Here is a 23,569-nt window from a genome sequence, read left to right on the forward strand (position 1 = left end):
TCCGCTATTTCGGGAAGTTCATGAACTGGTTACTTCTAATATAAAGGAATACAGCGATTAACATACTTACAACAAAAATGCCACAGGATGCAAGGGATTTCACTTGTTTACTTTTTCCAGCCCCTTGTCATTTCTTTTTTGCCTGGAGGCCCGGGTAAGGTTTCCACTTCTAAACCCAATTCCTTCAGATCTCTTTTCAGTTGGCCGGTAGCGCAGTAAGTGGTGAATATCCCACCCGGATTCAACGATGAACATACTTTGGCAAGTACGTCTTTTTGCCACATTTCAGGCTGTTTACTCGGAGCAAAAGCATCATAGAAAATCACATCAGTTGGGTAAAGAACCACATCCTGAAGCGTGGTCTTCTCTTTCTTCATATTGAAATATTCGGACATGATTATGCCCTTGTTCCAGTCAGCCTTATGCAACCGCTGCAAATAAGGCTTGTAATGAAAAATAGCATCGTCCATATCACCATAGTTCAACTGGGAATAGAGGTCTTCAGTCAGCGGAAACGGCTCAATACTATGGTAAAGTACGGGGATCTGGTTTTGTTCTGCCCAGACTAAGGTAAGCCAGGCGTTTAGACCTGTCCCGAACCCAACTTCAAATATGCGTAGGGGTTTTTTGTTGGGATTATTTATTGCCCAACTGTCCAGACCGTAGAGCATAAATACGTGAATGGATTCTTTGAAAGCCCCATGAAAACTGTGGTAGGTTTCTTTCAACGCTTCATTATATAAAGAATGCGAACCGTCTTCCGTAGTGATAATTTTCAGATTTTCGCTCATATTGAGTAAATTAAAGCTGAACAATAAGCCGATACTCCTTCCTCTCTGCCTACAAATCCCAGTTTTTCCGTGGTAGTAGCTTTGATGGAAATGTCATTTTCTGAGACATTCATCACTTCCGCCAGACATTTTTTCATCGTGGGAATATGTGGATTGACTTTTGGTAATTGCAGGCAAATCGTCGTATCCAGGTTACCTACTTCGTATCCCGCTTCACGAAGAAGAACCATAACCTCGGCAAGGAGGATTTTGCTGTCTATGCCTTTGAATTTTGGATCTTGATCGGAAAAATGATAGCCTATGTCACGCAGATTGGCAGCGCCAAGGAGGGCATCACATATGACATGGATCAAAACATCTGCATCGGAATGGCCGACTGCACCCTTTTCATGTTCTAATTTGATTCCACCCAGCCAGAAGTCGTAACCTTCTTTGAGTTGATGGACATCGTAGCCAAAACCTATTCTGAATTTGTTCATGCAGGTACAGATTTATAATATAAGACCGAGGAGTTTTCTTCACGGATCAGGCGGTTTGCCCAAGCCATGATTTCATCTCCCTTTATATTTGATTTGTTGTCAAATTCCTCATTGTACAACTCGGGATTTCCTAACTGGGCATAGTTCGCAAGATTCATTGCCCGGTTGAGAACTTGAATGGATTCGTAAGTTTTCATGGCTTCCCCTTGATTCTTTACCTTTTGAAGCGTGTAATCGGAAACCTCGGTAGTCAGAAATTTTGAAACGACTTCGTCTAGTGCATTTTCAGCTTCTTCTGCAGATACACCGGATTCCATTTTTCCGGAGAAAATCAATAACCCCGGATCCACAGAGCCTAGAATATATGCCCCGACTGCTGCAAATAATTTTCCGTTTTTCACTAGGGTTTGCTCCAGGAGGGAAGATTTTCCAAAGCCAATGATATCAGTAACCAAATCAGCTTCCAAATATCCCTGAGCCAATTTGGCAGGCATTTTATAGGCTTTATATAAGGCATCTGTGGGTACAGCTGCCTCTATTTTTTTGACTCTTTTGGCGGTTTGAACCGGCTCAACCGGAATGTGGAGATTAGATTTGGAAAGATTCGGGATAGGCTCAAACCATTTCTTGGACAGCCGCTCCACTTCTGCTTGAGACACTGCACCGGCTACCACCAGTACGGCATTGTCAGGTCGGTAATTTGCCTGGTAAAAGGCCCAAACATCTTCTTGTGTATAGTTGATTATATCATCCAGATTCTGGCCGATGGTAGGCCAGCGATAGGGGTGAGAGTCAAAAGCCAAGCCCCGCAAGTGATGGAACACGTCGCCATAGGGCTGGTTGAGGTAGCGTTGCTTGTACTCTTCCATCACTACTTTCCGCTGAGTTTCTATGGTTTTCTCACTCAGTGTTAATTGTAGCATGCGGTCTGACTCCAGCCAAAAAGCTGTCTCCAGATTCGCTGCAGGAAGGGTAATGTAATAATTGGTGATGTCTGGACTGGTAAATGCATTGCAGGCACCACCAACTCGTTCAAGTTCCCGGTCAAAGACCGGAACATTGGCTGAGCTTCCAAACATCAAATGTTCGAAGAAGTGGGCAAGTCCGGTTTTACCGGGTTTTTCATTTCGGGATCCGACTTTATAAAGGAGGTTGAAAACGGCGATTTTACTGCCATGATCCTCGTGGACGATCACTTCAAGCCCGTTGTCTAGGAAAAATCTTTGGTAGGGTAGCATAATTGTAGCTTGCAAAGCTAAGATAATTGCCAATTTTGGCTAATCAGGGAGGCGATTTTATGTAAACCTTCGTGTTAAAACTCCAGTTTAACCACAAACAATTCCTTTGGTATAAGCATTTCTGACTTTTTGGAAAAAAAAGCGAACTTTGGAAGACTTGCCAAAGTTAGTGCTCCAATATAACCTTCAGCAAAAATCCCTATGAAAAAACATTGCGTAGAACTCCATCGAACCGGACAGTTTTCACAGTTTTTTTTGGATTATTTGGGAGAGAAGAAAGAGCTAAGACCTTTTTACAGCTATTCTCCAAAGCTGGAAAGCTTTAAGGATGCTATTGAACAGAAGAGTTTTTCGCATCATAAGAGAAAGGTTTTGCTTGAAGCACTGCAGGAGCAATACGCCAATCAGGAAGTGAGCTATGCTGTATCCGCCAATATTGAGTCGCTGGCTTCGGATTTCACATTTACGGTGACTACGGGACATCAACTAAACCTGTTTACCGGACCGTTATACTTTATTTATAAAATTGTCTCGACGATCAACCTTGCCAAGAAATTGGCGGGGACGTATCCGAATTACAAGTTTGTGCCTGTATACTGGATGGCGACGGAGGATCATGATTTTGACGAGATAAATTACTTCAAGCTTGATGGCAAGAAATATCAGTGGAATTCAGAACAGACAGGAGCTGTGGGGGATTTTGAATTGGATAAGGGGTTCAAGGAGTTTCTTAAGTCAGTTCCCTTTGCTCCTGAAGTATTCTTGGAAGCTTACAATACTTCCAAGACTTTATCAGAAGCAGTACGCAAGTATGTCAATTCGCTCTTCGGGGAAGAAGGGTTGGTGGTAGTGGATGGTGATAATACTGCATTGAAAAGAGAATTTTCTGAAGTAATTCTCTCGGATTTGTTTGAGCATAAGCCCTTTGAGAAAGCGACTAAGGTTACGAAGGAATTGGAGGAATTAGGTTATAGTAGTCAGATATTTCCACGCGAGATCAATTTTTTCTATCTGGACAAAGGTATTAGGGAGCGTATTGAAAAGACAGAATCCGGTTTTGGTGTGGTGAATACTGAGTTGCGCTTTACAGATGAAGAAATGAGAGCGTTAGTAGAAGAGCATCCCGGGCGATTTAGTCCGAATGTGGTATTGCGTCCTTTGTATCAAGAGGTGATTCTGCCAAATCTTGCTTATTTGGGTGGACCTGCGGAGGTAGTGTATTGGCTCCAGTTGAAGGATGTTTTTGGTCATTTTGGAGTTCCTTTTCCTGTATTGTTACCACGTAATTTTGCTTTGCTTCTCAGTGGGAAAGTGCAGCGTAAAATGAAGCAACTGAACTGGGGAGTGGAAGATCTTTTTGTTGATTTGGATCAGTGGAAAAATACGTTTGTAAAGTCAGAAGCCAGTATGGATATTGAATTGGCTGAGCAGAAAGAGGTGATTTCTGCTCTTTTTGATGCAAAAGGAAAGGAGGCGGGACATCTGGAGAAGGGTTTGGAAAATGCCTTTGAAGCAGGCAAGGTCCGCTCATTGAAGATTATTGATCAGATGGTGAGCAAACTCCGAAAGGCAGAGGAGCGTAGGTTGCATACACAGATCGCACGTGCCTGTTGTATTCAGGAGTCGGTGAAGCCGGGAGGCAGCCCACAGGAGCGGGTCGTGAATATGATGCAGTTTTACCTGAGCAACCCTGATTTGATCTCCGAGCTTTTAGACTGCTTTGATCCATTGGATTTTAGAATGATGGTATTGGCCCATGAGTCTTGATAAACATCAGCTAAGAATTTTTTATAAAGGCCTTCGAGCAGCATTGACTGAGGAGGAATTGGAGAAGAAATCTCTTCAGATTACTTGCCGTGTGATGGCTTTTTTGAGTAAAAGAGAGGAACTCAAACATTTTCATTTGTTTTTTCCTATTCCCAGACATCGGGAGATCAATACTTATCCTATCAAAGCTTATCTGGAAAATAGGGGGAGTACCATTTATACCTCTAGAGTCGGGGCAGATACACTTTTTTTAGAGACTTTGCTTTTAAAGCCGTATACGAAGTTTCAATTGGATAAATGGGGCATTCCCGTTCCCGAAGATTTTGAGTTGGTATCCAGCAAGTCGATCCAAGTGGTTTTTGTGCCATTGTTGGCTTTTGATCAATACGGTAATAGGATAGGTTTTGGCAAGGGATATTACGATGTTTTTTTGGATTCCTTAGACCATTCGGTTTTGAAGATCGGATTGAGTTTTTTTTCGGCTGAATCGGGTATTCCGTCCGAATTGCATGATATCCCCCTTGATTATTGCATTACCCCGGAAAATATCATTACTTTTTGATCAGTTATTAAATTGATTATTTCATGCGGTTTATTTTCTTGGCGACAGTCGCTGTATTTTCTCTTGTGTTTTCATCTGCTGTAGATTGTATGGCGCAGATGCGGGATTACAATACTATGATTGGAATTACAGGCGGAACCAATATTGGCGGGACTGTAAAGCAGTTTGTTTCTGAGGAAGGAGCTGTTGACCTTCTTGTCTATAGAAGGTGGAAGGGCTGGGTTGCGGCGGCGTTGTACGAACATCACATGGATATTAGAGAATTCAGAGGGCTTGAATGGTACGTTGGGGGAGGGGCTCATTATGGCATGTGGCAAGACGGAAAGGGAGAGCCTCCATGGGTGGATAAGATAGATCAAGACTACAATGCCTACGGCATTGACGCGATAGTAGGATTGGAATACAACATCAACAGAAGTAGTTTCTATGTAGGTCTTTATTGGAAGCCTGCCTATAATTTCACCAACTTCACGAAGTTTTGGGAGGACGAAGCGGCCTTTACGCTTAGATATGCGCTTTAAATAAAGGCATCGAGGCTGTTGGATAAAGGCCGGGATAGATTTAAATGACGCCTTTCAGTAGAACTACCACTTTAGAGGTAGTCTTTGGTAATGGTCTTTTGACTAGCAGCATAAATTACTTCCGGTAAGCGACTCAGACATTTTCTACTTTAAAGTAGGCTGTATAATATGCGATCTGATTCCCATTACAATCATAAGTTGGGCGATGGCATAAGTGCCCATAACGATAATTCCTGCATCCGGAATTGGCTGGTAGAATTTGTCCAACGCAATAACGCCATTGGAGACAAAGAATAGGCAGGCTCCGATAAACACTTGCCAAAAAGAAGCCGGATTGCATTTTCCAAACCGCTCCCGAGCTGTGGTAAGCATGCTTACAATGAGGATGATATACACGATCACCGGGGTTTTATATGCTCCCAGATTGGGATTGATCATATAAAAAGTGAAAGCGGCCAAGAAATAAATTGGCAGGTTGATGAAGAAGGTTTTTATGAAATTCACATTCAGAATAGACTCCGAGGCTTTTTGGGCTACTTTGAATCCGATAATATAGCAGACATGCACTAGTAGGAAGGCACCGATTCCATAGATAAAAAGATGGTCCCATAATAGTAGAATGTCGCCGAGCAGGGAGAAAATTAAAGCTCCAATTATTGCTTTTACCAGTAAAGTGCTGGAAATAGGTTTAGTAATGTGGTAGAAATAGCTAATTAACCCTGCAATTATCAAAGGTTTGGAATAAAATCGAAGGTCTTGCTTCTGCTCTATTATAAAGGCAATATCAGTAAGGGTAGCGAATAAAAATAGGTATAGCCACAGTATATTTTTCTTTTTCAAGGTGTTATAAATTTTGGGGGATTGGAAATATAATGGGTAAAAGTTTGAGCTGAAATCTTTTTACCAACATTAATTTGGTGAAAACTTGTCTTAACAATTTGATAATGGTCAGGGCTAATCTTAGAATATTCTTCCAATTTAGGGGCGTTTTACATGATCAGAAGTATGTCAAACATATTTTTTGCATTTAAAACAGAATAATATTCACCTTTCTTTGTTAACAAATTGTTAAAAATTGTGAAATTTGGGGAGTAAAATTTAACGGTAAGTACCCTTACAAGCAAAAAGGTGAATTTACCTTTGCTGTTGAAATTTATTTCGAACCAATTTATATCAAAACGTACAAATTATGAGGCAAAATTTACTTAAAAGTCTTAGTGTATTGTTTCTTATGGTCCTGAGCTCAGGATTGTTGATGGCACAGGGTGTTACTTCTGCGAATATGCAGGGCACTGTGACGGAGGCAAGTGGAGAAACTTTACCCGGAGCCAATGTTGTGGCGACCCACGTACCTTCAGGTACCCGTTATGGTTCTGTCAGTGATTTGGATGGTCGGTTTGTTTTACCCAACTTAAGAGTGGGCGGACCATACACTGTTACTATTTCATTTGTGGGATATGAGAATCGATCTTATGAAGGGATAGTTTTGGGATTGGGACAGACCTATTCACTCAATGCAGTTTTGTCTGACGGTGTAGAGCTTGAAACCGTTGAGGTATTGGGCAGTAGCAGTGGTGTGATGAATTCAGATCGTACCGGTGCTGCCACTAACATAGGAAATCAACAATTATCGGATCTTCCTTCTATTTCAAGAAGTGTAAATGACTTCGTAAGACTTACGCCTCAGGCTTCTACAGCTGGAAGTGGTGTTTCCTTTGGTGGCCAAAACAACAGATACAACCAATTTGCTATTGATGGAACGGTAAACAATGATGTTTTTGGTCTTGCAGGAAATGGTACAAACGGTGGTCAAACAGGAGTTAATCCGATCTCATTGGATGCAATTGATGAAGTGCAGGTGGTAATTGCTCCGTATGATGTGAAGCTAGGTGGATTCACCGGTGGCGGTATTAACGCAGTAACCAGATCAGGGACAAATAGTTTTGAAGGCTCTGTTTTCTATTTTGGGAATAATCAAAACCTCGTAGGTAAAAGCCCAAATGAAGCTAGAACCAAATTGGATGATTATACAGACTATCAAGCGGGTTTCAGATTGGGCGGCCCGATCATTAAGAACAAATTGTTCTTCTTTGTAAACGGTGAAGTCACCAGAAATTCCTCCCCTGTTCTTTTTGACCCGACTAGTGCATCAGGAGGTTCTAATATTACGGTAGATGAGCTAGATAGAGCCCAGTCTGTTGCCCAAAGGTTAGGATATGATCCAGGATCTTATGGAGCATACAGTAGCAGTCAGAGTTCTGAGAAGTTTTTTGCCAGATTGGACTGGAATGTAAACGATAAAAATAAGATTACCTTAAGGCACTCCTATGTGTATGGAGAGCAAATTAGTATTTCTAGAAGCCCTAATGCTGTAAACTTTTTCAATAGCGGCATCTTCTTCCCATCTACTACAAATACATCTGTATTTGAATGGACAAGTAGGTTAAGCAATAACATGTCCAATGAATTGCGTATCGGATATACTACTGTAAGGGATGATAGAAACCCTTTGGGGTCTCCTTTCCCGGCTGTTAATATCAGATTGTCAGGTGGACGTTCTATCAATATGGGGTCTGAGGCTTTCTCGGTAGCAAATCAGTTGGATCAGGATGTGTTTACCGTTACGGATAACTTTACTGTCTATAAGGGAAAGCATACCTTGACATTCGGTACACATAATGAGTTCTATTCTACTTACAACTTATTTATCAGACAGAATTATGGAGCTTATTCCTACTATTCATTGGAGGATTGGGAGACAGTAGGTACAGCTGATGAGGTGTTGCCAAGAAGTTATGACTATTCTTATTCCAGAACTGATAATCCTCAGCAAGGAGCAGAATTCAATGCTTTCCAGTTGGGTTTTTATGCACAGGATGAATATCAATGGAAGCCAAATGTGAAAATTACGGCCGGAATAAGATTGGATATTCCAACATTTTCTGATAAGCCTTCTGTCAATACAGCTTTTAACAGTGACTTTGCAGAGTCTGGAGTGGCTACGGATCAAGTGCCGGGATCTCAATTGATGGTTTCACCTAGAGTTGGTTTCAACTGGGATGTGAATGATGATGGGAAAACTCAAGTTAGAGGTGGATTAGGACTATTTACCGGACGTGTTCCTTTTGTATGGATATCTAACCAATACACCAATACAGGGAATGAATTTGGTAGAGTAGCATTGTTTAGAAGTTCAGAAACTTCTACGGGGGATTACCCCGACGGATTTAATTTTCAGCCAGATCCATTCAATCAAGCAGATGCTGCTGATGTAGGAAAATCTTTGGGTGTGTCTGAAATTAATGTAACTGACAAGGATTTTAAATTTCCTCAGGTATTCAGAGCAAATGCTGCAATCGATCATGTATTGCCTGGCGGAATTATCGGTACATTCGAAGCGATATACACAAAAAACCTTAAGAATATTGATTTTAAAAACCTCAATAAGCTAGAAGATGGAACTTTGTCAGGAGCTGATGACAGAATTTACTTCGATAGAAATTACGCAAATTCGGATTATAACGATGTGATCTTGTTGACAAACACAAACAAGGGCTTTGCATATAACTTGACAGCTCAGTTGCAGAAGAGCTTCGAATCCGGTCTTACTTCAAGTGTAGCTTATACTTATGGAAGATCAAAAGATGTTAACGGTGGTACCTCTAGCCAAGCGTTCTCCAACTGGAGATATGTAGAGCAGGTCAATGGAGGAAATAACGCAGAAATAGGCTTTGCGGATTTTGATGTTAGATCTAGAGTAGTTGCTTCATTGGGTTATAAGATCCAATATACCGGTGGATCTGCCACAACTGTTTCTGCCTTCTATAATGGGCAGTCAGGTATTCCTTTCTCTTATGTTGTCAATGGTGATTTGAATAACGATAGAACTTTCGGGAATGATTTGATTTACATCCCCGCCTCTAGAAATGAAATTCAGTTTGTCGGCACGCAGGCTGAGCAAGATGCACAATGGAATGCATTCAATGCATACATTGAAAATGATAAGTATTTAAGTGAAAACAGAGGGGGCTACGCTGAAAGAAACTCTAACAGACTGCCTTGGACAAATCAATTGGATGTTCGTTTGATGCATGAAATCAAGTTGAATACAAAAGACGAAACTAATCATAGACTGACCTTTACTTTTGATGTCATGAATTTGGGTAATCTTATTAATCAAGAATGGGGTAGACAGTATGGTATAAGCAACAATGCGTTCTCTGTGATAGATTTAGACCGAGTTGATGTTAATGGATCCACCAGAACTCCTGTGTATGAATATACTGGATCAGGATTAAATGACGGGAAGCCATATTTTGTCAGTGATTTTCTTTCAAGATGGAGAGGACAAATCGGTATCAGATATACATTTGATTAATCGTAATATTTTCCAATAGTTAAAAAGCATCCCTTTTCGGGGATGCTTTTTTGTTGTATAAGAATGCAATTATGCATCCGATGTTACTTTGGGCGGTTGGATTTAATTTCATTTAAAATTATTCTTAGTTTGAAAGAAGGTAATATTTTATGTATATCCGCTTTTCTGGCAGTAAAGAGACTAAAGCATTATAGGATTTGGAAAACACTAGCGCCGAGGCCACTTCGGTCTTCTGTCATCGGTCTTCCTGCCGTTACACCAAAGAAAATGAGGCTACTGGTATCATTGCGGATAATCATATAATATTTTTTGAGATGTCTACGAAGTGCCTTCAGCATCCTCTTTTTTTTCCATTGATAGTGGAGATTCGCCACCAGTAAGTTTTATTGCTTTTTACTGCTTATTCTAAGTTATTTTTGTAATCTGACAACCTTAAGAATGATCCCAAGGTTAACCTATCATGTTGTACTACAAAATATTCTCTCATTCGGTGAGTAAGGAATGGGTCGTGTTTATACATGGGGCTGGAGGATCGTCTGCGGTGTGGTTTAAGCAGCTTAAGGATTTCAGAGAAAAGTACAATCTTCTTTTGGTTGATCTTCGCGGGCACGGCAAGTCTGCCGATCTCCCTCAGGCAATTTATAACGAGGAATATACTTTTGAAACGGTCACACTAGATGTGGTTGAAGTTCTTGACCATCTGGAAATCCCGCCTGCCCATTTTATGGGGGTGTCATTGGGGACGATAATTGTGCGTCAATTGGCAGAGCTTGAGCAATGGCGGGTTAAATCACTTGTGTTGGCAGGAGCGGTCACGCGATTGACCACTCAGTCCAGAATATTGGTCTCCTTGGGGAGCGCATTTAAGCGTGTGATCCCCTATATGTGGCTTTACAGACTGTTTGCTTTTGTGATCATGCCCAGAAAGCAGCATGCAGAGTCAAGAAATATATTTGTCAGGGAAGCACAAAAGCTGTGTCAAAAGGAATTTATCAGGTGGTTTCAGTTGACAAAGGGGATTAATCCGCTTCTTCAATACTTCAAGGAATCCGATCTTGGGATCCCCACGTTGTATGTGATGGGAGATCAGGATGTAATGTTTCTGGAACCCGTAAAGAATGTAATTAAAACACACAAAACCTCAGTTCTAACTATTTTGGAAAAATGCGGCCATGTAGTGAATGTGGAAAGACCCAGGGAGTTTAACCGGATTTCACTCGCATTTATCCAAAACCAAACCTAAAAAGCCTATCACTTTTCTACATGAAAAAGCAAACTAAGACCATATTGATCATTGGGGTAATCTTGATTGCAGCCTCCGCATACTTTTACCCTAGATTGGACACTCGTAAAAGCAATGATACGGGGGTTGCCTCTGTGGGTGCAGGGCCTGATGTCAATTCCAAGTTGCCTGTAAGAGTAGTGAAGCTTGAACGTGAGACACTAAGGAACCAACTTTCGGTGACAGGCACCATCCTTCCTAACGAGTCCGTGGATCTTCGGACGGAGATTTCAGGCTTGGTGACTAAAATTGCTTTTAAAGAGGGGCAGTATGTAAGTAAAGGAACTCCACTCCTCTACCTGAACGATGACGAACTACAGGCACAATATCAGAGACTGGAGTACACACAAAAACTTTTTGAAAGTCAGGAGAATCGGCAGAAGCAACTTTTGGCCCGTGAGGCAATTAGCCAGGAAGAGTATGATATTGTTCTAAATCAATACAATACCACACTTTCTGACTTGAAATTGGTAGAGGCCCAGCTTTCCAAAACGGTTATCAGGGCTCCTTTTAATGGGATTTTGGGACTGAGGCAGGTCAGTGAAGGATCTGTAATTGCTACAAGTGACATCATTGCTAACTTTGTGAATATCGACCCAATCAAAATAGAGTTTTCGATTCCTGAGCGCTATGCCAACCAAGTGACGTTGGGTTCATCCATCTATTTCTCCAACGAGTCCTCGCCTGAGGAAGTGGTGGGAAAGGTTTTTGCCTTTGAAAATCAGATAGATGCAGCTACCCGTACACTTAAACTGAGAGCTGAGAGTCCAAACAAGGATAGAAAATTTTTGCCGGGGATGTTTGTTAGAATTCGATTTGTATTGGCGGAAACGGAAGATGCGCTGATGGTGCCTTCCGAATCTGTGATTCCTGAATTACAGGGCTATAAAGTTTTCGTAGTTGGTGCCGATAATAAAGCTGAGGAGCGAAAAGTAGAGATCGGTACCCGTACAGATACACATGTTCAGATCATGAGTGGTTTGAATGTGGGAGATCTGGTACTCACCACCGGTGTATTGCAAGCAAGGACAGGAACACCTGTTGAATTCACTCAAATCAACTAACATGTCAAGCTTATCAAATGTAAGTATCAACAGGCCGGTATTGGCCATTGTGATGTCCTTGGTCATCATACTTTTTGGGGCGATTGGGATCTCTCTGTTGGGAGTCAGGGAATTTCCGAGTGTTGATCCCCCTGTAATTAATGTAAGGACAACCTACGTAGGTGCGAATGCGGATGTGATTGAGGCGCAGATCACAGAACCTCTTGAAGAAGCGATCAATGGTATTCAGGGTATCAAATCTCTTACTTCTACGAGTAACGATGGTGCAAGTAGCATTACTGTAGAATTTGATGTGGGGGCTGATTTGGAGGCTGCCGCAAATGATGTGCGGGATAAGGTCTCCGGAGCACAGCGAAACCTTCCTCCTGATGCAGAACCCCCCGTGGTCTCCAAAGCGGATGCGGATTCTCAGCCAATCGTTTTTTTGAATGTGAAAAGTGACGAGAGAAGCTTATTAGACCTGTCGGATATTGCACAGAATGTTTTCAAAGAAAGACTTCAGACCATTCCCGGAGTAAGCCGGGTGCAGATTTGGGGAGAAAAAGAGTACGCAATTCGATTGAGGATGGATCCGTTGAAAATGGCCTCCTACGGTGTAACTCCTCTGGACGTGCTCTCCAAGGTTCAAAGTGAAAATGTCGAGCTCCCTTCCGGAAGAATTGAGGGTGAGACGATAGAACTTTCTGTCCGTACCAAAAGTAGATTAAGTAGCCCTCAGGAATTCAATGATTTGATCATCAAAGAAGACCAGAACAATATTGTCCGGTTTCAGGATGTGGGGAAAGCGGAATTGTCAGCATTGAATGAACGGACAGTACTGAAGAGAGATGGAGTACCGATGGTGGGGGTAGTGTTGGTGCCTCTTCCGGGCTCTAACAGTATAGAAATTGTAGATGAATTTTATAGGAGATTAGAGTTTATCAAGAAAGATCTCCCTGCTGATGTAGGTCTTGAGATTGGTTTTGATTCTACCCAGTATATCCGTAGCTCCATCTCTGAGGTTCAGGAGACGATTATCACTGCATTTGTCCTTGTTGTGGCGATTATCTTCCTCTTTCTCCGTGATTGGCGAACGACTTTTATTCCGGTACTTACGATTCCTATCTCCCTTGTGGGGGTATTTTTCATCATGTATCTGATGGATTTTTCCATCAACGTACTTACACTTTTGGGAATAGTCCTGTCGATTGGACTAGTCGTAGATGATGCTATTGTGGTGTTGGAAAATATCTATTCCCGAATAGAAAAGGGTGAGGAACCACAGAAAGCTGCTGAGAAGGGATCTGAGGAAATTTTCTTTGCAGTAATTGCCACAACAGTAGCACTTGCGGCAGTCTTTCTTCCTGTAATATTCTTGACAGGCACAACGGGACGCTTATTCCGTGAGTTTGGAATTGTAGTAGCGGGTGCTGTGATTATCTCCTCATTTGTGGCACTGACCATGACCCCCATGCTTAGCTCTAAGCTATTGAAAAGGAGAGAAAAGCATAATAAGTTTTACAATGTAACGGAGCCGGTATTCGTATGGATCAACGATAAATACGAAACAGGGTTGGGATGGTTTATGAAAGTCCGCTGGTTTTCTTTTGTCTTAGTGGGACTTATGGGTTTTGGGATTTACTGGCTGTTCAATCAGATCCCAAGTGAATTGACTCCTACGGAAGATAGGGGCGAGATCCGCATTAACCTTACAGGGCCTGAAGGAGCCACTTTTGGATATATGGATAGGGTGATTGACCAAATGGTAGAGGATTTCAAAACAGATTATCCGAAGGAGGATGTGAAAGGATTGATTTCTGTGACTTCCCCGGGATTCGGTTCATCCAGTACTAATTCGGGATTTGTGCGATTTATTTTAAGTAATGCAGAGGATAGAGAAAAAACTCAGGGGGAATATTTCAATCTGATTAATCAAAAATTGAAAAACTACACTTCCGTTAGAGCCTTCGCCTCTCAAGCTCAATCTATAGGGAACAGTCGTGGAGGCCTACCTGTGCAATATGTGTTGCAAGCACCTACCTTGGAAAGGCTGAAAGAAGTGATTCCTGTGTTTATGGAGGAAGTGGGCAAAAGCGAGGTGTTTATTTTCTCCGACATCAATTTGAAATTTACCAAGCCTGAGCTGGAAATAGAAATTGATCGGGCAAAAGCCAGAAACATAGGGGTTTCTGTCCAGGAGATAGCTAGAACATTGCAGTTGTCCTATTCTGGGCAGCGATTCGCTTATTTCATCAAGAATGGCAAGCAATATCAAGTTGTAGGTGAAATGAGACTGGAGGACAGAAATGAGCCGGTGAACCTAAGAATGCTTTATGTTCGGGCCGAAAATGGATCATTGGTTCAACTGGATAATTTGGTAACTGTGACAGAAAAAAGCACTCCTCCACAACTATATAGATTCAATCGATTCGTAGCAGGAACAGTATCTGCTAACCTAGCTGAAGGTTATACAATTGGAGATGGCTTGAAGGAAATGGATCGTATAGCGAGCGAAGTTTTAGACGACTCATTCACTACTGATGTATCAGGTCCTTCCAAGGAGTTTAGGGAAAGCTCAAACAGTTTGTTGTTTGCATTCCTATTTGCTTTGGTTTTGATCTATCTTGTGCTTTCCGCCCAGTTTGAGAGCTTCTTGGATCCACTTACAATCATGTTTACGGTACCGTTGGCACTCTTTGGAGCACTTTTTACCTTGTGGTTAAGTGGGTTTACCCTTAATATTTTCAGTCAGATTGGTATTATCATGCTGATAGGTCTGGTAACCAAAAACGGTATTCTAATCGTGGAATTCGCAAACCAGAGAAAAGCTACCGGAATGACTGTTCATGAAGCGATTTTTGGAGCAGCTGTAGCCCGATTCAGACCGATCTTGATGACAAGTTTGTCCACTATATTGGGGATTTTGCCTATTGCTCTTGGATTGGGAGCGGGAGCCGAAAGTCGAGTGCCAATGGGAGCCGCCGTGATTGGTGGATTGGCCTTTGCTACTATCTTGACTCTTTTTGTCATCCCTGCCATATATACTTATCTCACTTCCAAAGAAGGAAGATTAGCCAGAATTTGATGAAGAAACTAAGCCTATTGCTCTTATTGAGTATTTTCGGAACAAGCCTATATGCCCAAAGTAATGAAGCTCTGGATTTGGAGAAAGCTATTACCATTGGTTTGGAAAAAAACCTTGATGTGAAAATTGCTGTAGAGACAATCGCACTTCAAGAGGGAAATCAACGCATAGGTGCGGGGGATTACCTTTTGCCGGTTTTGGATGCTGTATATACACGAACATATAGCACGGAGGATGTGGAGCAGGTTTTTGCCACTGATCCTGACCCCAGAACCATAGACAACGCAAAATCCCGGTCAAAAAATTTCAGTATGGCCGCTATTTATGGTTTCCGGCCAGAGAGTTTTATTGTCATGAAGCGTTTGGGGGTTTTGACTGAAATCTCTGAGTTGGACGCAAAAATCGCTGTGGAAAACACAGTTGCAGGTATTTCCTCTGCCTACTACACCTTGGTGTTGGAGCTTCAGCGATATGAAGTTTTAGAACGTACTCTTGAGCTCAGTCAAGCCAGATTAGATATAGCGGAAGCGCAGTATTCACTAGGGGGAGCGGGGAAGCGGGACTTTCTTACCGCTGAGGTGGATTACAATTCGGATTTAAGTTTACTGCTGGGACAGGAGCAAGTGATTCAAAATGCTAGAGTTAATCTTAATGAATTGATGGCTTTAAACCCTGATGAACATTTCACAGTGAATGATACTATCCTTATAGGAGAACCATTGCTTTTGCAGGACTTGGAGGAAAATGCTTTTCTGGAAAATAAGAACTATTTAATCACGCAACGCCAGGAAAATGTGGCATATCTTCAGATGAAAGAACTTCGGGCTTCAAGACTTCCGGTGATCAATCTTAATGGAACGTATTCAACGAATACTTCCAACTCAGATGCTGGAATACTGACGCAGAACCAGCGATCCGGATTTAATTACGGAGGCAATATTCAGTTGAATATCTTCAATGGGTTTACCCTAAACAGAAGGATCCAAAATGCGAAAGTTCAGCAGAAAATCCAGTCTTATGCAGTGGATCAATACGAGATTCAGCTCCGCTCTGACATTCACCGTGCTTTCAACACATACATCACCAACCGAAACTTATTGGAGGTAGAGCGAAAGAATTATGCCGTAGCTAAAGAAAGCTCCGAAATCGCCTTGGAAAGGTTTAGATTGGGGATTGCTTCTTACCTTGAATTCAGGGATGCGCAGGTGAATTTACTTACTGCGGAGAACAGATTGATTACATCAATTTTTAATATCAAGGAGCAAGAAATCGAATTGAGAAGGCTTTCCGGGAAGATTTTTTTCCAAAACAGCTCAGAGAGTTTTGTATTGCCTTCAGAAGATTAGTTAGAAAACGAAGGCTTATACAATAGCCTTCGTTTTTTTCTTCGTTTTTTTTAACGAATGGGTTGTTTTTATTTTGGCACAGCATTTGCCAAATGGGCATTCGTAACATCCGGAGCCTAATGGCTCTTGTGAATGAAAAAAGTACTAATTCTGTTTTCCTCAATATTGACTCTGCTTCTTTTTGGTGTACAGTGCACCTTCATTGAGAAGAATTTTGGTTCTGTAATCAGAAAGGAAGCCTACTTGCTTGATCTTCAAGGGATCCAAAATCGTGGATTTATCCGTGCAGCAGTGGATAATAATTCTACCGGCTATTACATCTATCGTGGACGGAGAATGGGCTATGAGTATGAGCTTCTCCGAGATCTTGCCAAAAGATTGAATGTCCAATTGCATTTAGTCATGGTGTCGGATATAGATAGGGCCTTCGAATACCTGAACGATGGTAAAGTGGATTTGATGGCCATGAACCTTGAAAAGAATATGGAGAGAGCTGAAAAAGCATCTTTTTCACTTCCTCTGGGAAAAATGAACACAGTTCTGGTGGGCAATGAATCTTCCGGAAAAATTACTTCCTGGGATCAACTTGCTTCCGACACTATATATGTTCGCGAAGGGACAATTTATAAATCACAACTTTGCAGCATTAAAGATTCACTTCAGCTGAATTATACAATTATTCCCACTCTCGAGCATGAAGAAACGCTAATTGATCAAGTGGCCGAGGGCAAGATCAAATGGACTATAGCTGATCAGAATATTGCCCAAGCGAATGCGACCTACTATGGGGGATTGGATATCTCTTGGAAAGTCCGGGCTGAAAGCGACGTGGCTTGGATGGTGAGGGAGAGTTCGCCCAAACTTTTGGCTTCATTGAATCACTGGTTGGAAGATAAGCAAGAGCGATTCATTCCTGATTTGTATGCTAAGTATTTTCTAAATTCTAAAAACAGCTATTTTAGAAGTAATAGTCCCTTTTCCTCTTTGGCAGGCAATCAGATTTCTGTATATGATGACATTATCAAAAATGGAGCGGAACAGCTAGGCTGGGATTGGCGGTTGTTGGCCTCCTTGGTTTATAAAGAGTCGAGATTTGATACGGTAGCTACCTCTTATGCCGGTGCAAAGGGATTGCTTCAATTGATGCCAGTCACTCTAGAGCGATTTGGGGTAGACAATCCTAACGATCCCTCACAATCTTTAATGGGAGGAGTTCGGTATTTGAGATATCTGGATAAATTTTGGATGGAAAGGGTGCCTGATACCGGTGAGCGTTTGAAATTCGTGTTGGCTTCTTACAATATTGGCCATGGACACGTGGAAGATGCTTGGAGATTGACTTTGAAATATGGGAAGAATACGCAGGCTTGGTCTTCAGTGTCGAAATTCTTGGAATTGAAAAGTGATCCCGATTATTACCGGGATCCTATTGTCAAAAGCGGCTTCGCCAAAGGGCATTTGGCAGTCAACTATGTCAAAGATGTGATGAGTGTATTCGAATCGTACAAGGCACTGGTAGAGCCTTAGGTCCCTCCTGCAAGTATGCGAGCTTGGTCTGCGTTCGACCACAGGCCAAGCTGCCTTTAAAACTATCAGGGCTCTCTTTTAGGCTTAAGCACCTTCATGTAGTTCAAACATTGCTTCTATTTCCACTGGGATATTATCGGGTAGCGTCCCCATTCCAACAGCGGATCGTACGCCTATCCCATATTCCTCTCCCCAAACCTGTGCGAACAACTCGCTGCATCCGTTGATCACATAGGGATGGCGTTCGAAAGTAGACACGCAGTTGACCATACCCAAGACTTTTATCACACGTTTCACACGATTGAGAGAGCCAAGATTTGCTTTGATGGTAGCAAGCATCGCCAGTCCTACCTGTCTTGCAGCAAGTTTCCCTTCTTCTATATCAAGCTGTTCACCGATTCTTCCCATTATCAGGCTGCCGTCATCCTGTACTGTACCATGACCTGATAGGTATAGATATTTGCCGTCAATCAGACAGGGCTTATATACACCCAGAGGTTTCGGAGCTGGTGGAAGAGAGAGGCTCAATTTTGAGAAATTACTTTCAGGAGATTCCATTTAGTTTAGTTTTTCGGTAAAATTATACAAAAATGTCGAGGATCAGAACCCCTGCCAAGCCGGCTACGGCTACGATGGTTTCCATCAGAGACCATGATTTGATGGTGTCTTTGATGCTTACATTGAAAAACTCCTTATACATCCAGAATCCGGCATCGTTGAAGTGTGAGAACATCAGGCTTCCTGCTCCGATGGAAAGTACCAAGAGATTCGGATCCACATTCATTGTAGTTACAAGTGGAGCGATAATGCCCGCTGTAGTCAATCCGGCAACAGTCGCTGAGCCGACGCATACTCTAATAATGGCGGTAATAATCCAAGCTAGGATCAGCGGATGGATGTCCCATGATTGCAATCCTTCTGCGATTACCAGACTGACGCCAGTATCGGTAAAAATCTGCTTTAATGCGCCGGCACCTGCTACGATCAATAAAATCATGGCGATATCTTTAGTCGCTACTGTATAGATTTCCATGATCTGCTTCATACCAAAGTTTCTTCTTAACCCCAAGGTATAGGTGGCAATAAGTACAGAGATCAACATGACTATTCCCGGATCTGCCACAAATGCAACGATAGGAGCGAGGTTGCTTTCCTCAGAAATGTTTAGGTTCAATGCCGTAGTGCCTACCAGTAAAAATACAGGGAGCAAAGCGGTGAAAAAGCTATTTGCCGAACTTGGGAGTTCTGATTCAGGTTTGGTTTCTGCCTGAAAAGTTTTGAGTGGGCTGGCTTTCATGTTTTTCAGAGTCCGTGCGAAAAGAGGACCTGCTATTACAATAGTAGGAATAGCTATCGAAAAGCCGTAAAACAGAGTTAAACCCATATTCGCGTCAAATTGGGCTACCAAAGCTGCGGGGGATGGGTGTGGGGGAAGAAATCCGTGAGTGACAGATAGTGCAGCCAGCAGTGGAATGCCTACATAAACTGCAGAGATTTTGTACTGGTATGCTACCGTGAAAGCCAAGGGTACTAAGAGCACAAAACCTACATTATAGAAAAGTGGAATGCCGACGATCAGTCCGGTAAAGGACATCGCCCAAGTAATGTGTTTCTCCCCAAAAATTTTCATCAACACACCTGCAATCTTTTGTGCAGCTCCACTTTCTGCTACCAGTTTGCCAAGCATGGCGCCCATGACGATCACTATGACCAAGTCTCCGAGTAATCCTCCCATCCCCCGCTGCACAGAGCCGGCTATCTGGTCTGCGGGAAGTCCCAAAAGAAATCCTGCAACAATGGATGATATCAGAAATGCTAAAAATGGATTGAGCTTTGCCCAGACTATCAGCAGCACTAAAATAGCAATACTGAGTAATACAAGAATAATGGTCATAGGAATAGGTTGGGTTTGACTGGCTAAGATAAAAAAAATGGTGTAAAGTCTATTTGGCCAAGCTGATTCCGTAAAAATGAGTGTTAGAGCTTAATCCATTTGATTTGGGCGGTAATTTTAGGGGTTGAGATGATGATTACATAAAAACCCGGATTTGTATGTTCTAATTTTTCTAAAAGTAGAAATTCATTATAACTAAAGGATGAAACCAAACGTCCCTGACTGGTAAAAATACTGATTTGCGCATTTTGGGGATTAAGACCTTCGGGTAGTGTTAAGTGGATTTTTCCGGACAGATGAGGGCTTGGGAAAATTGAGAATTGATTATTTATCGCTTCGTGGCTATTCTCTAACCGGACTGTGTTGCTCCAATTAATATGTCCCGAAATATCTACACTTTTAATTTGATAGTAGATTGGAGAGAAGCTTCGAAGGGTTTCATCTTTATAGGAATAGGATACGGGTACGTCAGAATTGCCTAGACTAGGCAATTCCCCGATTTTCACAAGTGTATCCAACGGGTTTTCTGAGCTATAGATTTCAAATTTTTCAATATCTTTTTCAGCAGCTATTAACCATTGAATTTGGACGAAATTATTTTCGGGTTTGGCAGAAACAGAGAGCCAAGTGATCGGCAATATGCTGAGTGTAGTGGTGCTGCCGACAGTGAAGTTTCTGCCCGGAAGATCGTCAAAAGTCAGATTTCGGATTGCCCAAAGGTTGACTTCATCTGTACTTTCGATGTGGCTCCCGGGAGTAGCATATCCGGTGCCAACCAATCGGAGATCTTCCGGTTCATCGACGATCAATTTGTCTGCAGAGATTTTCAGATCCAAGGGAGTTGAGCTTGGGTTTAGCCCAGAGAAATCGAAGTAGCTGAAAAGGCGGTAAAGTATGGGTGTTCCATCTGTGTCATTGAAATCGGGAGCGTAATCAGCTCCTGAATATTCAGTATAGTTGACGGTTAGATTTCCGCCTGAATTTGTACCGAGAAGCTGAACTTTTCGAATACCACCTTGGTATCTATCACCAAATGGGAAAGTGCCGTTTGTGGCTGTAAAGACAGTAGGAGCATTGGCGTAAGTGAAAGAAGCTAGGTTCTCCCAAGATCCGCTTTGATAATTTAGAAGGCCCGCATTAGAGCTGTTAATGGTTAGGGTGTTGTCTTGGAAGTTCAAAACCCCGTCTTCCATTGTTAAGTTTCTGATAACAAACAAGTTGTCTTCTAAGATAACCTTGCCTCCCGACTTATTCACTGTCAAATCTTGTGGGCTTAGTGAAAAGCCTGCAATGTCTTGATTATGGGACTCCTCCAGTGTTAGATGCGTGTTGTTTGCAATAAATTGCCCTGAACCTGATTGAGTCATATTGCCCCGAAGAAACAAAGTAGCCGGGAGGATGACATCCTGGGAACCTTGAATCTCCAGATCGTGAAATGTGACGGGCACTGCTGAACCTGGGAAGGACTTGGATATAAAATTTTGAGAACCTGAGTTTTTTCTAAATGTAACTTTTCCGTTTAATTCCAGATTTGCAGCTTCAATTTGTGGAGAGGTTCCTGAAAGTATTAGCTCACCTCCGGGCTGGAGATCGAAGAGGTTGGCACTCACTGATCCTGAAATTGATCTGGCTATTATATTCTGATTGCATTCAGTAATTAATGTTCCGTTTGGTTCAATGATGAAGTCACCGAATGGTCCAGAAGGATAGAAGGTCGTTTCGGTATTAAAGGAAAGGGTTGAGCAAAAATTGGGAACTACAGAATCATCCGACTTTTGAAACAGTATCCCTGATCTAACAATGAACTTAACAGCTTTAAAAGGCTCTTCAATTGTCAGAGTACTCCCCTCTCCGGGATCAAATATTACTGAATACCGACTTTGTGTAGTAAATCCACTCCAAGTATTTTTTTGGATAATTGTCCTTGAAGTACCTTTGAAAGTGATGGTGCTTGCGGCAGAATTACCGATCCAGTTTTGGCTATTCCATGATCCTGACGGAATACCGGGTGCGGATCCGGAAAAAGCCTGTAGTGTTCCGTACACGTTTAAATTGAATCCATTCAGATTCAATTTTTCTCCTGCATTTGTTTCAGCATTAATGAATAAGCTTTTCACTTCCTCGTTGCCTGTCAGAGTGACTGTGTGAGTTTGATCTATGTAAATATCATTTAGAAAGGTAGGCTTTATGGTAACGGCTGCCCATGTTGATCCATCGTATACTTGCCATATCGCCGGATTTTCAAAATTTCCCGAAGCAACTGTTCGGCAGGAACCGATTTCTTGACAAAATGAAGTGTGGAAACATAGACACCAGAAAACAACTGCCGGGAATATGAAGTATATTCGGCATGGAAAAATTGCCTCTTGGGCTGATGTATGGCCCTGTCTTTCCATCCAAAAAAAGGTATCTGAAAAAAGCGTTTATCAATTTAGTGAGATGATTTTGAAAAAAACAGTTGTTAGTTTATTTTTTTTACTGACTGTCAGTGGTTTGTGTCCTGTGATTGCAGATCAATACCAAATAAGTTTGCTTACTTGCGATCCGGGAGAGGAGATTTACAGCTCATTTGGCCATAGTGGAATAAGGGTGATTGACCTCACTACGGGCAGAGATATGGTATTCAACTACGGTACTTTTGACTTCGGCGCACCTAATTTTGTGTTGAATTTTGCCGGTGGCAGGCTTGATTATTATCTCTCTGTTTCCACTTTTGATCGCTTTATTGCAGAGTATGATTATTTTAACAGAAGTGTGCGGGAGCAAATTCTTGATCTCAATGAGCAGCAGAAATTGGATTTGATCAGATTTCTGGAGACAAATTATTTGCCTGAGAACAGAGCTTATCGCTACGATTTTTTCTTTGATAATTGCGCCACCAGAGTGAGGGACGCTATCAGTGCAGTGCTGGGGGATCAGCTGGTCTGGCATGATGAGGAACAGGAAGCTGTGGATAAGAGCTTTCGTGAGCTGATCGATGAAATGGTCTATTATATGACTTGGTCCGATCTGGGGATTGATTTGGCATTGGGCTCCCGTCTAGACAGAGACGCTACACCGTTGGAAGAACAATTTTTGCCAAAATATGTTGAGGGAGCCTTTTCGAGAGCAGAGATCCAAGGAGATGGTCCTTCCCGTCCGTTGGTAAAAGAAAGTAGGGCTATTTTGGATTTTGAAAAACCGGAAGGCTCTTTTGGAGCAGTCAACCCTTATTGGATCTTTTGGGTGGTAGCGATCATTTTTACAGTCCTCACCTTTGTAGGCTTCAAGAAGAAAAAGCTCTATATAGGTTTTGATGTGTCCTTATTTGGAATATTGGGGGTTATAGGCTTAGTGATGGCTTGGCTTTGGGTTTACTCATTGATTCCATCTACCAAGTGGAACTGGAATATTCTATGGGCTTTTCCGGGGCATCTGGTGTTGGCGCTGGCTTTGCTCAAAAAAACCGTTAAACCCTGGGTATTGCACTATTTGCTTTTTGCCTTGATCATGGCGGATGCGGCTGTGGTTTTCTGGATTTTGGGTTGGCAGTCTTTTCATCCCAGTCTTGTCCCCTTGCTTTTGGTAATTATTCTTAGGACGAACTATTTGTATTATAATCTTGGGAAGTTTAAGAAGGTGAAATAATCTTTCGGCTTCGCACAAGGTGACACAGC

Annotated in this window: 17 protein-coding genes; 10 read left to right on the forward strand and 7 right to left on the reverse strand. The window is 42.1% G+C overall.

Annotation, left to right across the window (positions count from 1 at the left end; genetic code table 11):
• Positions 1–107: 107 nt before the first annotated feature.
• From mnmD to ID165_RS22820, 3 genes are read right to left on the reverse strand one after another with little or no spacing between them, the layout of a single operon-like run.
• Complete coding sequence (gene mnmD / locus ID165_RS22810; RefSeq protein ID WP_192347725.1) at positions 108–791, reverse strand: tRNA (5-methylaminomethyl-2-thiouridine)(34)-methyltransferase MnmD; 684 nt, start codon at positions 789–791, stop codon at positions 108–110.
• Positions 788–1,270, reverse strand: coding sequence for a 2-C-methyl-D-erythritol 2,4-cyclodiphosphate synthase (gene ispF / locus ID165_RS22815; protein ID WP_057939632.1), 483 nt, complete (start codon positions 1,268–1,270; stop codon positions 788–790). The genes mnmD and ispF overlap by 4 nt, the downstream gene beginning before the upstream one ends.
• On the reverse strand, positions 1,267–2,508 hold the full coding sequence (locus ID165_RS22820; protein WP_192347726.1) for a pitrilysin family protein: 1,242 nt from the start codon (positions 2,506–2,508) through the stop codon (positions 1,267–1,269). Before ID165_RS22820 ends, ispF begins: the two co-directional genes overlap by 4 nt.
• 201 nt (positions 2,509–2,709) lie before the next feature.
• Here ID165_RS22820 and bshC point away from each other — a divergent pair, with 201 nt between their 5' ends.
• The 3 genes from bshC to ID165_RS22835 are packed head-to-tail and all read left to right on the forward strand — an operon-like array spanning position 2,710 to position 5,358.
• A complete protein-coding gene (gene bshC, locus ID165_RS22825) occupies positions 2,710–4,275 on the forward strand; it encodes a bacillithiol biosynthesis cysteine-adding enzyme BshC (RefSeq protein WP_192347727.1) in 1,566 nt (521 codons plus the stop codon).
• Complete coding sequence (locus ID165_RS22830) at positions 4,265–4,837, forward strand: 5-formyltetrahydrofolate cyclo-ligase (RefSeq protein ID WP_192347728.1); 573 nt, start codon at positions 4,265–4,267, stop codon at positions 4,835–4,837. Before bshC ends, ID165_RS22830 begins: the two co-directional genes overlap by 11 nt.
• A gap of 23 nt (positions 4,838–4,860) precedes the next feature.
• Positions 4,861–5,358, forward strand: a complete 498-nt coding sequence (locus ID165_RS22835; protein WP_192347729.1) for a hypothetical protein — start codon at positions 4,861–4,863, stop codon at positions 5,356–5,358.
• 144 nt (positions 5,359–5,502) lie between these two features.
• Here ID165_RS22835 and ID165_RS22840 read toward each other — a convergent pair whose 3' ends face one another.
• Entirely contained in the window at positions 5,503–6,198 is a 696-nt protein-coding gene (locus ID165_RS22840) for a lysoplasmalogenase (RefSeq protein WP_192347730.1), read from the reverse strand.
• Positions 6,199–6,547: 349 nt separating this feature from the next.
• On the opposite strand from ID165_RS22840, the gene ID165_RS22845 reads away from it, so the two are divergent.
• From ID165_RS22845 to ID165_RS22870, 6 genes are all read left to right on the forward strand, one after another.
• On the forward strand, positions 6,548–9,736 hold the full coding sequence (locus ID165_RS22845) for a TonB-dependent receptor (protein WP_192347731.1): 3,189 nt from the start codon (positions 6,548–6,550) through the stop codon (positions 9,734–9,736).
• 460 nt (positions 9,737–10,196) lie between these two features.
• The gene (locus ID165_RS22850; protein ID WP_192347732.1) at positions 10,197–10,979 is read left to right on the forward strand and encodes an alpha/beta fold hydrolase; all 783 of its coding nucleotides are present in this window, start codon (positions 10,197–10,199) and stop codon (positions 10,977–10,979) included.
• Between the two features lie 20 nt (positions 10,980–10,999).
• Positions 11,000–12,082 (forward strand): efflux RND transporter periplasmic adaptor subunit, encoded by a 1,083-nt coding sequence (locus ID165_RS22855; protein WP_192347733.1) that lies wholly within the window; start codon positions 11,000–11,002, stop codon positions 12,080–12,082.
• A 1-nt stretch (position 12,083) separates the two neighbouring features.
• A complete protein-coding gene (locus ID165_RS22860; RefSeq protein WP_192347734.1) occupies positions 12,084–15,146 on the forward strand; it encodes an efflux RND transporter permease subunit in 3,063 nt (1,020 codons plus the stop codon).
• On the forward strand, positions 15,146–16,492 hold the full coding sequence (locus ID165_RS22865) for a TolC family protein (protein ID WP_192347735.1): 1,347 nt from the start codon (positions 15,146–15,148) through the stop codon (positions 16,490–16,492). Before ID165_RS22860 ends, ID165_RS22865 begins: the two co-directional genes overlap by 1 nt.
• Before the next feature lie 132 nt (positions 16,493–16,624).
• Positions 16,625–18,019 carry a transporter substrate-binding domain-containing protein gene (locus ID165_RS22870; RefSeq protein WP_192347736.1) on the forward strand — a complete coding sequence of 465 codons (1,395 nt, stop codon included), beginning with the start codon at positions 16,625–16,627 and terminating at the stop codon, positions 18,017–18,019.
• 84 nt (positions 18,020–18,103) lie between these two features.
• Here the strand turns inward: ID165_RS22870 and ID165_RS22875 are convergent, their stop codons facing one another.
• The 3 genes from ID165_RS22875 to ID165_RS22885 form a co-directional block, all read right to left on the reverse strand.
• Positions 18,104–18,577, reverse strand: a complete 474-nt coding sequence (locus tag ID165_RS22875) for a RidA family protein (RefSeq protein ID WP_192347737.1) — start codon at positions 18,575–18,577, stop codon at positions 18,104–18,106.
• Between the two features lie 22 nt (positions 18,578–18,599).
• Positions 18,600–19,913, reverse strand: a complete 1,314-nt coding sequence (locus tag ID165_RS22880; RefSeq protein WP_192347738.1) for a gluconate:H+ symporter — start codon at positions 19,911–19,913, stop codon at positions 18,600–18,602.
• Between the two features lie 83 nt (positions 19,914–19,996).
• A complete protein-coding gene (locus ID165_RS22885; RefSeq protein WP_192347739.1) occupies positions 19,997–22,309 on the reverse strand; it encodes a T9SS type A sorting domain-containing protein in 2,313 nt (770 codons plus the stop codon).
• Positions 22,310–22,352: 43 nt separating this feature from the next.
• On the opposite strand from ID165_RS22885, the gene ID165_RS22890 reads away from it, so the two are divergent.
• Entirely contained in the window at positions 22,353–23,540 is a 1,188-nt protein-coding gene (locus ID165_RS22890; protein ID WP_192347740.1) for a DUF4105 domain-containing protein, read from the forward strand.
• The last annotated feature ends 29 nt before the right edge of the window (positions 23,541–23,569 follow it).

This window comes from Algoriphagus sp. Y33, assembly GCF_014838715.1.
Classification (GTDB): Bacteria; Bacteroidota; Bacteroidia; order Cytophagales; family Cyclobacteriaceae; genus Algoriphagus.